An 11824-nucleotide genomic window follows, 5' to 3' on the forward strand; every position below is an offset into this window, starting at 1 on the left:
ATACTGTTGCGCCGAGCAAGCCGGTGCTGCTGCGCGATATCCGGGATGCCAGCGCCTTCCCCGTCCCGCCCGGGGGCCGCGAGGCGCGCATCGGCAAATCGGTGATCGTGCGCCTGCGGGTCTCGCCCGAAGGCCGGGCGACCGCCTGTTCGGTCTATCGCCCGAGTCCCTTTCCCGAAACCGATGCCATCGTGTGCAGGCTGGCGCTGGAGCAAATCCGTTTCGAACCAGCCCGCGATGCAGAGGGGCAGCCGGTCGCAGCGGATTTCTACTATCAGCAGCGTTTCTTCAATTGAGCCGCCTGATGTGTCACAGTCGATGATCGAGGGGCGCATGACGACAGGGGCCGAAGCAATCGCCGACCAGCATATCCATCCCGTGATCCTGTGCGGCGGCAGCGGCACCCGGCTGTGGCCGCGCAGCCGCCCGGAGATGCCCAAACCGTTCCTGCGCCTGCTGGGCGATCGAACGCTGTTCCAGATGGCGCTCGACCGGGCGGCCGACCCGTCGATGTTCGCCCCGCCGATCGTCGTTGCCGGGGAGGGGCACGCCCCCCACGTGCGCGAACAGGCCGGGACGCATCGCCTGATCATCGAACCGGCGGCGCGCAATACCGCCCCCGCGATCGCCCTCGCCGCGGCCCGTCTGCCGGCAGATGCGGTGATGCTGGTCTGCCCGAGCGATCATCACATCGGCGATGTGGCGGCTTTTCGCGAAGGGGTCGGGCGGGCGGCGGCGCTGGCGCGGCAGGGTTATCTTGTCGCCTTCGGAATCGAACCCGACCGGGCCGAGACCGGCTATGGCTACATTCAACAGGGCGATCCGCTGGGCGGGGGCTTCCGCATCGCGCGTTTCGTCGAAAAGCCCGATGCGGCGCGGGCCGAAAGTTTCCTCGCGCACGGGGGCTTCGTCTGGAACAGCGGCATCTTCGTCTTTCGCGCGGGCGATGTTCTTGCCGAGCTCGAAGAGCATCGCCCGGCCATGGCCCAGGCGGTCCGCAGCGCCGTCGCAGCGGGGCATGAGGACGGCGCGACCTTCCGCCCCGATGCCGCCCTTTTCACCGCGATCGAAGCGGAATCGGTCGATTACGCGGTGATGGAGCACACCGCGCGCGCCGCCATGGTCTCGGCGGACATGGGCTGGTCCGACATCGGCGACTGGGCAGCGCTGGCACAGGCGCGTGCCGCATGGGACCGGCGCAGCTGGTACAATGCCCGCGGCGACGTGATCGGCGGCACCAACGTGATGATCGACAGCGACGGCCCGCGCGTCTCGGTAGTGGGGCTGAGCGACGTGGTCGTCATCGTCGACAAGGGCGAGGTGCTGGTGGTCCACCGCGATGCGGCCCAGCAGGTCGGCGCGCTGCCCGGGGCGAAGGGCAAATGAGCGTGCGACTGCCTGTCCGGCGGGTCGGGAAACCGTGGGGCCGCGAGCGCTTGCCCGCGCCGTTCGACGAGGCCGGGGATACGCGGCGGATCGGTGAAATCTGGTTCGAGCCTACCGAATTGACCGATCGCCTGCTGGCCAAGATCCTGTTCACCTCCGAGAGGCTTTCGGTTCAGGTCCACCCCGCGGACGAGACCAGCCCGACCGGGCGCGGCAAGGACGAATGCTGGCTGGTGCTCGACGCGGAGCCGGGGGCCATGCTCGGCATCGGCTTTGCCGAACCGGTGAGCCCCGAGCAGGTGGCACAGGCCGCGGCCGACGGCTCGATCGTCGATTTGCTGCGCTGGTATCCGGTCGAGCAGGGCGATTTCGTCTCGCTTCCATCGGGCACAGTGCATGCCATCGGCGCCGGCCTGACGCTGGCCGAGATCCAGCAGCACACCGACATCACCTATCGCCTCTACGATTACGGTCGCCCGCGTGAACTGCATCTCGAACAGGGGCTGGCAGTTGCCCGGCTGACGCCGCATCCCCGGGACTGCTGGAGCAGGCTCGATCCGGCCTGCAGCGCCATTCTGCTCGCCGGTCCGAAGTTCGTGGTCGCCCATCTTTCGGCCGGGAACCCCTTGGACGACGCGGCGCAGTTGACCGGACCGCTGCTCGTGCTCCCGCTGGAGCCGGGGGTTGCGGTATGCGGCGAGGACGTGCCGACGGGGGCGGCCGCGGAATGCCGCGGGTTGGCGGACATCATGCTGTCCGCAGGCGCGCGCTGCCTCGTCGCAGCCAGCGTTACGCCGCCTGCGTGAACTCGCCGAGCATCTTGCGCAATTCGTCCTTGCCATAGGGTTTGACCAGCAGGCCGCGGGCACCCAGCTCGTCCAGCCGTTCGCTCATTTCGCCATAACCGGTCGCCAGCCAGAACGGCACTTTGCGTTCGGCGAGGGCTTGCGCCACCCGCTCGCTGTTTTCCTTGCCCAGATTGTAGTCGAGAATGGCGAGTTCGGGCTGGTCCTGCTCGATCGCCTCGAGGGCAGAGGCGACGGAGCTGCGCACCTCGATCGTCCGCACGCCCAGTTCGCGCAGCGAATCCTCGGTATCGAGCGCGATGATCATGCTGTCTTCCACGACCAGAACATTGCCGGGCACCGACGCACCCGTCGTCGACGCAGCCTTGCTGCCCTCGTCATCGCCCGAGCGATCCGGCTTGTACACTGCACGTCCCTTCCACGTCACGTGCCGTGCAGGTATCAGGAAATGCGCCTCAACTCCACTCAACTTGTAATCGATCCGCGCATCCCCGCCCAGTTCGTACGGGATCGAGCGTTCGATGATGGTGCTGCCGAAGCCGCGCCGGGTCGGCGGCCTGACAGGCGGGCCGCCGCGTTCACGCCAGTCGATGACCAGCGCATCATCGGCATTGCGCGAAAGGCCGATCCTCAGGCTGCCGGTCGAATCCGCCAGCGCGCCGTACTTCGCCGAATTGGTCATCATCTCGTGGATGACCAGTGCCAGGACCGTATAGGCCTCGGGCGTGACCATGGCCTCGGGCCCGTCCAGCACCACGCGGTCGTGTTTCCCGCCGAGATAGGCGTGCGCCTCGGTGTCGATCAGCTGGCTCAGCGGAGCGGGTGCCCAGTGGCTTCTGGTGATGTTGTCATGCGCCGCGGCGAGCGACGAGATGCGACCGCCGACGATCGCGGCGAAGGTTTCGATGCTGTCCGCTTCGCCGCGTGACTGGTTGATGAGGCCGCGGATGAGGTTGAGGATGTTGCGGACCCGGTGATTAAGTTCCGCGATCAGCAGTTCCTGCTTCTGGTGCGCCTTCGCACGCTCTTCCACGGCCTCGTCGGTCAGGCGCAGGATGATCTCGATCAGGGTCGCCCGCAGGCCCTCCGCGATCCCGATTTCCGCATCGTTCCACGGGGCGGAATGCCCTTCGACCGATTGCTGCCACGCCTCGAAACTCTTGCGCGGCGTCAGCCGGGCGCCATTAGGGCCGAACTCGACCGGCTTTTCCGGGTTGCCGGCCCAGGTCACCGTCTGGGTCAGCGGCCGCCGCCACAGGATGAAGAAATCGCGCGGGGTCCGCGATACCGGAATGATCATCGCCCCCGCCGCGCGGTCGGCAAAGGCGGCGGCGCGCGGAATCCGGTCGGCCAGCGCATCGAGCACGGTCACCTTGCTGGTGGGCGCGGCATTCAGCGCGGCCTGGATGGCGCGGAACTCTTCCTCGTTGGGGGCCGCCCCGCGGGCTTCGTAGCGCTCCTCGATGAACACGCTGGCCCCGTCATGCGGGATGATCTGCTGGATCAGCGGGCCGAGCGTGGGCAGCATCTCGGTCAGCGGCGTGCCGCCGGCGATGTCCTTCATCAAGCGGTTGTGAATTTCGCGCCCGCGTTCGCGCAGGGCTTCGTGGCTGGCAGCCATGACCCGCTCGACCATCAGCGAGAAAAGCTCGGAGAACAATTCCGCCGCGGTGCGCTGCGAATAGGGCAGGACCTTGGGCGAATAATGGTGGCAGGCGAACAGGCCCCACAGATTGCCGCCGATGACGATCGAGATCGACAGCGACGCGTCGACCCCCATGTTGCGCAGATACTCGATATGGATCGGCGACACGGCGCGCAGGGTGCTCATCGACAGATCGATCGGTTCGCCGGCGGCATCGGTGCCGGGGACGATGTCCACCGGTTCGCAATTGACGTCGCTGATGATGCGGAAGCGATTGCGGACGTAGAGTTCGCGCGCCTGGGCAGGAATGTCGCTCTTGGGATAGCGCAGGCCGTGAAACGCATCCAGCCGATCGGCTCTCGCCTCGGCGATGACCTCGCCCGAAAGATCGCGGTGGAAGCGATAGACCATCACCCGGTCCATCCCCAGCGTCATGCGCAACTGGCGCGCCGCCTCCTGGGCGAGGGGCACGAGGTCATCAAGCTTCTCGAGCCGGGTCATGATCGGCCGCAGGATGGCGATCTGGCGATTGACGTCGCCATCGCGGTGCGGTTCGATCTCGATCACCGAGCAAGGCCCGCACCGGTGCACGGCGCAATCGAAACGGTGACCGTCGCCCAGAAGATCGATGCCGAACAGCCGCTCGGTATGGTCGGCGAAGATCAGCGATGTCGCCGCGCTGCGCAGGGCGGTCATCGCCTCGGAGACGAAGACGTTCGCCAGCGGATCGCCGACGGCCGGCATGGCGGGCGCGCCGGTAAGCGAAGAAAAATTGGTCGAGAGTTGCGCCACCCGCCAATCGCCATCGACCGCAATCAGCGCGCCGAACGGCTGGATCCGGCCAAGCTTGTGGATCGGCTCGCGGTCGCAATTGGTCAGGTCGACCGGTTCCTGCGTCGTCGTCATTGCGCGAGCGCTCCCAATTCTTGCCGTGCGGTTGCCTCGAACCACGCGAAGGCGACCATGGCTCCGCCGATCGGCCCACCGGCATCGCGTGCGGCTGGCGAGCGGTCCATGACGCCAAGCAGGCGCTTGAAGAACGCCGGCATCTGCGTGGAGGACAGAAACCCGTCCGGTCCGCCAAGCCCGCGCCGCTGCCGCTGCGCCAGGATCGTGCGATTGCCGAGCGACGACCCCGCAACGACCCAGGCGACACCGAGGCCGCCGGCCGGCGGGGCGGCAAATTCGCCGTTCGTGCGGGGCAGGGGCCGGTTCAATGCGAGGAGGTCGTCCGCGACCAGGCCGCTGGACGCGGGCGGCACCAGATCGGCCGGAAGGTTGGCGGCAAGCCAGCGTTCGAGCGGCACGCGCGCCCGGTACTGGATTTCGAGAAAGCGGGCATAGTCCTGCGCGGGACCAAGGGCGAGATCGCCCATCAGTCCGTCAATGCGATCATGCGGGTCGCGCGTCTCGTCCCGCAGGATCGCTCTCAAACCAGGGGAATCTGTTCGCATCGTGCAACCCGCCTTTCCAAACCGAAGGCGATTGGCCGCCGTCCAACGTCCGGAAGGGAAACGGAAACCGCAATCCTGTGTGGGAAGAGCGACCCGGCCATGTGCGAACGATACCCATAGTGACCTGCAGGGCGGCGGAATTCAACCCTTGGCGGGTGCCAGCAGCTTTTGTCCCTTGCTTTCGATCGCCCCGCGGATGAGCGGTTCGACGAAGGACAGCGCCAGCGGCAGGTCGACCTCGAACACGACCTGCCGGTCCTCGATGAGCACCCGTCCATCGATCGACTGGCCCATCGCGCGCACGCCAAGGGTCATGCAGTCCTCGGTGGGCCATGCGGTGGTCACGTCGGCCATCCCGCCGGGGATTGCGTCCTTGATTTCCGGACTGCGCGTCTTGAGGCGCTGTCGCACCTCATCCTTGGGCAGGTTGTGGGGAATGGGTACGCGCATCACTCGGGCCCTTTCAAGGCGGGCGCGCCATCCTGCGCGGCGCCGAACTTGTAATCGAGAAAGCGGTGCCGGATCGCCAGATCGTCGAGCGAACCTTCAGCCAGCTGGCGGGTGATCGAATCGATCTCGCCGCTGATCGTGCCGAGGCTTTTTTCCAGCTGCTGTGCCGGCGTCGAGCCGCCCCGCTCCTCGCGCTGGAGATGCGGCGGGATGCGGCGATAGGCGTCGATCATCTCGGGCAGCTGTTCGCCCACCAGACTGCGCACCTCGCGCGCCTTGGGGTGGTTCTGATCGACATGCTGGAGCTGCGCCGAAAGCCCGTCGAGCTGGACGCCGATCTGGTCGACCAGCGTGACCGCGGGCGGGGGCAGGGCCGGGCGCTGCGCCTCGAGCCACAACTCGGTGCGAGTGACCATCTGGCCGACGTCGCCCTTGTTGAGATCGGCGCGCTTGGGCTGCTTCACCTTGGGGAAGCTCGCGAAAACGGCGATCGCGATCACGCTGGCGAGCAGCACCGCCATGACCCCGAAAAAGCCGATCCCGCTGACGAAAGCGCCGGCAATGCCGGCCCCGACCCAGATGGTGAACAGCGCGATCAGGACGTTGCGCAGCCGGGCCATCAGGTTCTTGCGCCTGGCCCTGGCCGAGTGCGAGCCGATCGACTTCCCGCCCCGCCGGTGCCGGCCGCCGGCACGATTGTCATCGCGCAGGATGCGACCGGTTTCGATCAGGCGATCACTGTCGCGGGTAAGGTCGCCCACCGTCTAGCTCTCGATCGACAGGAGGTTCGATTCGACGATCTGCCGGTTCGCCTGCGCCTGTCCTTCGGCGCGGGCGATATAGCCTTTGGACTTCTCGACCTCGTCCGACAGCAAGTTGACCGTCTGCTTCATGCTGTCGAGCGCGCGCAGCTTGAAATTGTCGACCTCGTCCATCGTGTCGTAGATGTTCTGGAAGGCGCGTTGCAGCGTCTCCATCGGGATCGTGCTGGATGCGGCTTGCTCGTGGATCTTGGCCGTCTGGTCGCGCAGCAGCGTTCCGGTGCTGTCGATGATGCCGGCCGTCGTTTCGTTGAGGGCGGTGATCTGGCCCAGCACGAGGCGCTGGTTGGTCATCGCCTCGGCCACCGTCACCGCGGTGCGCAGCGCGCTGACCGTGGTTGTGCTCGCCCGGTCGACCCCCTTCACCAGTTCGACATTGTTCTTCTTGACCAGATCGAGCGCGAGGTAGCCCTGCACGCTCACCGCCATCTGGGTCAGCAGGTCCTGCGTGCGCTGGCGGATGTAGAACAGGGCGGTCTCGCGCAGGGCCTTGGCCTTGGCGGGATCGGTCATGTCGAGCTCGGCGGCCTTTTCCTCCAGGCGCGCATCGAGCGTCTTGGAGATGTGGATCATCTGTTCCAGATTGCCCATCGCCTCCCACAGCTTCTGCCGTTCGACGTCGATCGCGGCATTATCCATCAGCAGCTCGTCACGGCCGCTCGCAAGGTTGCCGAGGATCGACTGGATGTGGGTCTGCGCGCTCTGGTAGCTGCGGAAGTAATTGGTCAGCTTGTTGCCGAAGGGAATGATGCCGAGGATCTTGCGCGTGCCCGACAGCTTGCCGCGCTTGCCAGGGTCGAGATCCTCCACCACCCGGCGCAGTTCGGCAAGATCGGCGCCGACGCCCTCGTCCTTGTCCATCGCGCGGACCGGGCGATCGAGAAAGCGGTTCGACATGCCCGCCGCCGCCGCGATTTCCTTGCGGCCCATGTTGGTCAGCTGATCGACCTTCTTGCCGAATTCGGGCGAATTGGCATCCGAGGCCACGAGATCGTCGATGAAGCCGTCGACCTTGGCCTCGAGCTTGCTCTTGATCTCGGCGCTGACCGGAACCAGCCCCGCCGCCTTCTCCGGCGCGACCTGCGGAACGGGGTCGGGCGGGGTGAGATCGAACGCCGGGGCCTCGGCCGTCATGGTCGGCGCCGGGCGGGCCGTTGCGGGAGCGGCTGCCGGCGACGGGGCGGCGCGGTTCAATTCGTCACTCATAGGCTCGCAGGACCCTCCAAGGCATGTCGGCCTGTATTAAGGCCATAGAACAGTGCTTTCAAGGGTAGCGTTATGCCGGCTATGATGGAATGCACTCCTGAATGAACACCGCAAACCTGACATCGAACTTGATCGAGGCAGCCAATCGAGCCGAGGCTACTGCCCTGCTCATCAGAGCGAATTATAAGGTCTATCGCCCCGAAGCTGACGATAATGGCGAAGACTTGGTATTAAGGTTTCCGACCGGTGAGCTCGTCCCTGTTCAACTAAAGGGCCGACTCCATGTTGAACAGCAGAAATACTACGGGAAAGACATCTGGATGTTGTTCCCTTGTTCGCCTTGGAGCACCACAGACAGGCGTACTTGGTTTCTTGTCCCGCATGATGATCTTTTTATTTTCATGAAGGGATGCCACGGCCATGCGGATGGGTTTGCCGCAGGAAAGTGGAGCGTGCGAACGCCCTCCAAAAAGCAGCGGGAGTTTTTGATGCAGTACGAGCTAAAGGTCTAGCATCACGCAGCGAGGTCGAGCGGCTGGAGTTCGCCGGAGAGATACAGCTTCTTGGCCTTGGCCCGGCTGAGCTTGCCCGAGCTGGTGCGGGGCAGGCTGCGCGGGGGGACCAGTTCGATGACGCAGTTCATACCCGTCACGCCGCGCACCTTGTCGGCGATCTGTTCGCGCAGGCGCAGACGTTCCTCGGGGTCCGACACGCGGCAATGGACCAGCACGGCGGGCGCCTCTTCCCCGTCGGGGGCCTCGATCGCGAAGGCGGCGATATCGCCGTGGTTGAAACCGGGAAGCTGCTCCACCGCCCATTCGATGTCCTGCGGCCAGAGGTTCTTGCCGTTGATGATGATCATGTCCTTCGCCCGCCCGACGATGAACAGGTATTCGTTCGCCATGTAACCCATGTCGCCAGTGTCGAGCCAGCCATCGACGAGGCAGGCGTCGGTCGCCTCCTCGTTGCGGAAGTAGGAATGCATGACGCTCTGACCGCGGCACCACACCGTGCCGATCTGGCGATCGCCGACCGGCTGGCCCTGCTGGTCGCGGATCTGGATTTCCATCCCGGGCAGGGCCTTGCCGCAATTGACGATGGCCCGGTAGCGCGCCGGACGGCTGAGATCGCGCGGGCGGCCCGAAAGCCGCTCTTCCTCGACCAGTTCGACCCTGATGCCTTCGCCGGGCGGCATCACCGTCACCGCCAGCGTCGCCTCGGCCAGCCCGTAGCTCGGCGTGAAGGCCGAAGCGCGGAAACCGGCGCTGGCAAATGCGTTGACGAAACTTTGCATGACATCCGGCCGGATCATGTCGGCCCCGTTACCGGCGGTGCGCCAGCGCAACAGGTCGAAGCGTTCGCCGACATGGCTCTGGCTGGAGATGCGGCGGGCGCAGATGTCATAGCCGAAGGTGGGCGAATAGGAGAGGGTGTTGCCCTGGTTGCGGCTGATGAGATCGAGCCATGCGAGGGGGCGGCGGGCGAAATGCTCGGTCTTGAGATAATCGACCGAGGCCTGGTTGGCGATCGGGGACAGGAAGCAGCCGACCAGTCCCATGTCGTGATACCACGGCAGCCAGCTGACCACCCGGTCGTTCGTGCCCAGATCGACGCCGCAGGCATGGCCGTGCAGATTGTGAAGCAGCGCGCGGTGGGTGACCGCGACCCCGGTGGGGAAGCGGGTCGAGCCGCTGGAATATTGCAGATAGCAGATGTCGTCCGGCCGGGCTTCGGGGAAGGTGCAATCGGGCGCCGGACGGTCGGCAAAGGCCTCCCAGCTGATGCCCTCGCAACCCTGGCGATCGGCGGCGGCCCCGGCGATCTCGGCGATGTCGCCGGGATAGATGAGGATCTTCGGATCGCTGCTCGCCAGCTGGACGGCCAGCTGGTCGATATAGCTTTCGCGCCCGCCGAACGTGGTCGGCAGGGGCAGGGGCACGGGCCATGCGCCGAGGTAGATGCAGGCGCAGAACAGGGCGGCGAATTCGGGCGAGGTTTCCGCGATTAGCGCCACGCGGTCGCCTTTGGCGATGCCCGAAGCGGCGAGCTGGCGTGCCCGCACCAGCGCATCCTCGCGCAGTTCGCCGAACGGGTAGGGCCGCACCAGGTCGCCCCGCATGTCGTGAAAATTTAATCCCTTGCGGCTACGCGCAGCATAGTCGATCGCTTCGGCAAGGGTGGCGAAATCCGCGCGCCGACGCGGCAGGTCGCAATCGTTCGGCGTCGGCAGCAATGCGGCGTCGGTCATCGGAATACCTGCAAATCCCTGATAAGATTGGTCTGTTCTGCCTGGCGGTTGACCTGTTTGCCGCCGCCCTGTCCCGGTGGCCCGTCAACCGGCTTTCCCATTTCCCAATCAGTATGGCAGGATTAAGGCCGATGCGCGAACCCCGATCGTCCAGACGGCGCGAAAAAGCGCCGCCCAAGCCGCTCGATGCGGTGCGGCTCAACGACCTTGCGCTGCATTACGTTGCCCGCTTTGCCACCAGCGCAGCCAAGCTCAGGGCCTATCTCGTGCGCAAGCTGCGCGAACGCGGGTGGGAGGGCGAGACGGAGCCCGATCTCGATGGGCTGGTCGCCCGCTTCGTCGAGCGGGGCTATGTCGACGATGCGGTCTATGGCCGCGCCAAGGCATCGGGGCTGATGGCCCGCGGCTATGGCGCGCGCCGGGTAGATCAGGCCTTGCGCGCAGCCGGTATCGACGAACCGATCCGCGAAAGCCTGCGCCCCGCCGAATACGAGGCCCGGGCGGCGATCGTATCGCTGGCCCAGCGGCGGCGGTTCGGACCCTTCGCCGGCGCGCGGGATGCCCGCGACCGTGAAGCCGCCGCCAAGCTGCGGCAAAAGCAGCTTGCCGCACTGATGCGTGCCGGCCATAATTTCGATGCCGCCCGGCGGGTACTCGATGCCGCCACGATCGAGGAGCTGGAAGAATGGGTTACGCAAGGCGCTGGGGAAAGCTGACGTTCGCCCCGCTGACAGCCGCGGCGGCATTGGTGCTGGCCGCCTGCTCCCCGGGTGCCGAAGCCGGTCTTGCCGATACCCGAAGCCAGCAGACGCAGAGCCGGTCCGGGCCGCAGGCGCCGTCGCGCCACCCCGTCAGCGGCCTGCAGATCGTCCCGCTGACGGTGACCAGCGGGAGCACGGTCCATCGCTTCGCGGTCGAGATGGCGGATACGCCCGCCGCCCAGCAGAAGGGCCTGATGTTCCGGACCGAACTCGGCCAGAACGAAGGCATGTTCTTTCCCAGCGATCCGCCCGCGCCGCGCAGCTTCTGGATGAAGAACACGCCGCTGGCGCTCGACATCATCTTCGTCGGACCCGATCGCCGCATCCTCAACATCGCCGCCGATACCCAGCCCTATACGATGGAATCGGTCGTCTCGGATGGCGTGACCAGCGGGGTGCTGGAACTGCGCGGCGGGCGGGCGGCGGAACTGGGGCTGAAACCGGGCGACCGGGTGGAATGGTAGGCGGCCTGTCAAGCCTGCTTGGCCGCGCGCGCGTAATCGGCTAGTCGCCCGCGCATGAGTGTTCTGGGCAAGATCTTCACCTGGTGGAACGGTGCCACCATCGGCACCACGCTGTGGAGCTGGCGTAACGGCGAGCATGTCGGCACCGATGCCGCCGGGAACAAGTATTTCCGATCGCGCAAGCGGCGCGGGGATGGCCGCGAACGGCGCTGGGTGATCTATGACGGCATCAACGATGCGAGCCGCGTGCCGGCCGAATGGCACGGCTGGCTTCACGGTGCCGGGGAAGACGTCCCCGAAAGCTTCCTGCCGCCGCCGCGGATCTGGCAGGCGGACTATTCGCCCAACGCCACCGGGACCGATCGCGCCTATCGCCCGCAAGGGGCGCTGGAGCGGGGCGGCCGGCGGGCGCCCGCCGTCGGCGATTACGAAGCCTGGACGCCGGACACCTGAGGATGCGCCGCGCCGCGCTGCTCGCGCTCGCTGTCGCCGGGCTGGCTGCCTGCGAGGCTGAACCATCGTCGCCGGCACGGCCGGCCGCGACGGCGACGTCGACGCTCCGTGAAGCCGAAGCGGTCAGTTC

Annotated in this window: 13 protein-coding genes; 7 read left to right on the forward strand and 6 right to left on the reverse strand. The window is 66.3% G+C overall.

Annotated elements, in window-relative coordinates; all coding sequences use genetic code 11:
• From ACHFFA_RS00005 to ACHFFA_RS00015, 3 genes are all read left to right on the forward strand, one after another.
• Window positions 1–296, forward strand: a 296-nt coding sequence (locus ACHFFA_RS00005; RefSeq protein ID WP_394268786.1) for an energy transducer TonB, incomplete at its 5' end; no start/stop codon positions are given.
• A 37-nt stretch (window positions 297–333) separates the two neighbouring features.
• Window positions 334–1386 (forward strand): mannose-1-phosphate guanylyltransferase, encoded by a 1053-nt coding sequence (locus tag ACHFFA_RS00010; RefSeq protein WP_394268797.1) that lies wholly within the window; start codon window positions 334–336, stop codon window positions 1384–1386.
• Window positions 1383–2192, forward strand: coding sequence for a class I mannose-6-phosphate isomerase (locus ACHFFA_RS00015; RefSeq protein WP_394268787.1), 810 nt, complete (start codon window positions 1383–1385; stop codon window positions 2190–2192). The genes ACHFFA_RS00010 and ACHFFA_RS00015 overlap by 4 nt, the downstream gene beginning before the upstream one ends.
• On the opposite strand, the gene ACHFFA_RS00020 is transcribed toward ACHFFA_RS00015, so the two are convergent.
• The 5 genes from ACHFFA_RS00020 to ACHFFA_RS00040 form a co-directional block, all read right to left on the reverse strand.
• On the reverse strand, window positions 2176–4743 hold the full coding sequence (locus ACHFFA_RS00020) for an HWE histidine kinase domain-containing protein (protein WP_394268788.1): 2568 nt from the start codon (window positions 4741–4743) through the stop codon (window positions 2176–2178). The genes ACHFFA_RS00015 and ACHFFA_RS00020 overlap by 17 nt on opposite strands.
• On the reverse strand, window positions 4740–5270 hold the full coding sequence (locus ACHFFA_RS00025; RefSeq protein ID WP_394268789.1) for a biliverdin-producing heme oxygenase: 531 nt from the start codon (window positions 5268–5270) through the stop codon (window positions 4740–4742). Before ACHFFA_RS00025 ends, ACHFFA_RS00020 begins: the two co-directional genes overlap by 4 nt.
• A 162-nt stretch (window positions 5271–5432) precedes the next feature.
• Entirely contained in the window at window positions 5433–5741 is a 309-nt protein-coding gene (locus ACHFFA_RS00030; protein ID WP_394268790.1) for a polyhydroxyalkanoic acid system family protein, read from the reverse strand.
• On the reverse strand, window positions 5741–6502 hold the full coding sequence (locus ACHFFA_RS00035; protein ID WP_394268791.1) for a hypothetical protein: 762 nt from the start codon (window positions 6500–6502) through the stop codon (window positions 5741–5743). The genes ACHFFA_RS00030 and ACHFFA_RS00035 overlap by 1 nt, the downstream gene beginning before the upstream one ends.
• A 3-nt stretch (window positions 6503–6505) precedes the next feature.
• Window positions 6506–7696: a toxic anion resistance protein gene (locus ACHFFA_RS00040; protein ID WP_394268798.1), complete on the reverse strand. Its 1191-nt coding sequence runs from the start codon at window positions 7694–7696 to the stop codon at window positions 6506–6508.
• Window positions 7697–7869: 173 nt separating this feature from the next.
• On the opposite strand from ACHFFA_RS00040, the gene ACHFFA_RS00045 reads away from it, so the two are divergent.
• Window positions 7870–8280 (forward strand): hypothetical protein, encoded by a 411-nt coding sequence (locus tag ACHFFA_RS00045; RefSeq protein WP_394268792.1) that lies wholly within the window; start codon window positions 7870–7872, stop codon window positions 8278–8280.
• 2 nt (window positions 8281–8282) lie between these two features.
• Here the strand turns inward: ACHFFA_RS00045 and ACHFFA_RS00050 are convergent, their stop codons facing one another.
• Window positions 8283–10016 carry a fatty acyl-AMP ligase gene (locus ACHFFA_RS00050; RefSeq protein WP_394268793.1) on the reverse strand — a complete coding sequence of 578 codons (1734 nt, stop codon included), beginning with the start codon at window positions 10014–10016 and terminating at the stop codon, window positions 8283–8285.
• A gap of 131 nt (window positions 10017–10147) precedes the next feature.
• Here ACHFFA_RS00050 and ACHFFA_RS00055 point away from each other — a divergent pair, with 131 nt between their 5' ends.
• The 3 genes from ACHFFA_RS00055 to ACHFFA_RS00065 are packed head-to-tail and all read left to right on the forward strand — an operon-like array spanning window position 10148 to window position 11694.
• Window positions 10148–10732, forward strand: coding sequence for a regulatory protein RecX (locus ACHFFA_RS00055; protein ID WP_394268794.1), 585 nt, complete (start codon window positions 10148–10150; stop codon window positions 10730–10732).
• Window positions 10702–11241, forward strand: a complete 540-nt coding sequence (locus tag ACHFFA_RS00060; protein ID WP_394268795.1) for a DUF192 domain-containing protein — start codon at window positions 10702–10704, stop codon at window positions 11239–11241. Before ACHFFA_RS00055 ends, ACHFFA_RS00060 begins: the two co-directional genes overlap by 31 nt.
• Window positions 11242–11295: 54 nt before the next feature.
• Window positions 11296–11694: an NADH:ubiquinone oxidoreductase subunit NDUFA12 gene (locus ACHFFA_RS00065; RefSeq protein WP_394268796.1), complete on the forward strand. Its 399-nt coding sequence runs from the start codon at window positions 11296–11298 to the stop codon at window positions 11692–11694.
• Window positions 11695–11824 lie beyond the last annotated feature (130 nt).

Source organism: Qipengyuania sp. (genome assembly GCF_043423005.1).
Taxonomy (GTDB): domain Bacteria; phylum Pseudomonadota; class Alphaproteobacteria; order Sphingomonadales; family Sphingomonadaceae; genus Qipengyuania.

Excerpts from the sequence above, each read along its gene's own strand:
- ACHFFA_RS00010 (WP_394268797.1), top strand. The coding sequence starts at position 334 with ATGACGACAGGGGCCGAAGCAATCGCCGACCAGCATATCCATCCCGTG.
- ACHFFA_RS00015 (WP_394268787.1), top strand. The coding sequence starts at position 1,383 with ATGAGCGTGCGACTGCCTGTCCGGCGGGTCGGGAAACCGTGGGGCCGC.
- ACHFFA_RS00020 (WP_394268788.1), bottom strand. The coding sequence starts at position 4,743 with ATGACGACGACGCAGGAACCGGTCGACCTGACCAATTGCGACCGCGAG.
- ACHFFA_RS00030 (WP_394268790.1), bottom strand. The coding sequence starts at position 5,741 with ATGCGCGTACCCATTCCCCACAACCTGCCCAAGGATGAGGTGCGACAG.
- ACHFFA_RS00040 (WP_394268798.1), bottom strand. The coding sequence starts at position 7,696 with ATGACGGCCGAGGCCCCGGCGTTCGATCTCACCCCGCCCGACCCCGTT.
- ACHFFA_RS00045 (WP_394268792.1), top strand. The coding sequence starts at position 7,870 with ATGAACACCGCAAACCTGACATCGAACTTGATCGAGGCAGCCAATCGA.
- ACHFFA_RS00050 (WP_394268793.1), bottom strand. The coding sequence starts at position 10,016 with ATGACCGACGCCGCATTGCTGCCGACGCCGAACGATTGCGACCTGCCG.
- ACHFFA_RS00055 (WP_394268794.1), top strand. The coding sequence starts at position 10,148 with ATGCGCGAACCCCGATCGTCCAGACGGCGCGAAAAAGCGCCGCCCAAG.
- ACHFFA_RS00060 (WP_394268795.1), top strand. The coding sequence starts at position 10,702 with ATGGGTTACGCAAGGCGCTGGGGAAAGCTGACGTTCGCCCCGCTGACA.
- ACHFFA_RS00065 (WP_394268796.1), top strand. The coding sequence starts at position 11,296 with ATGAGTGTTCTGGGCAAGATCTTCACCTGGTGGAACGGTGCCACCATC.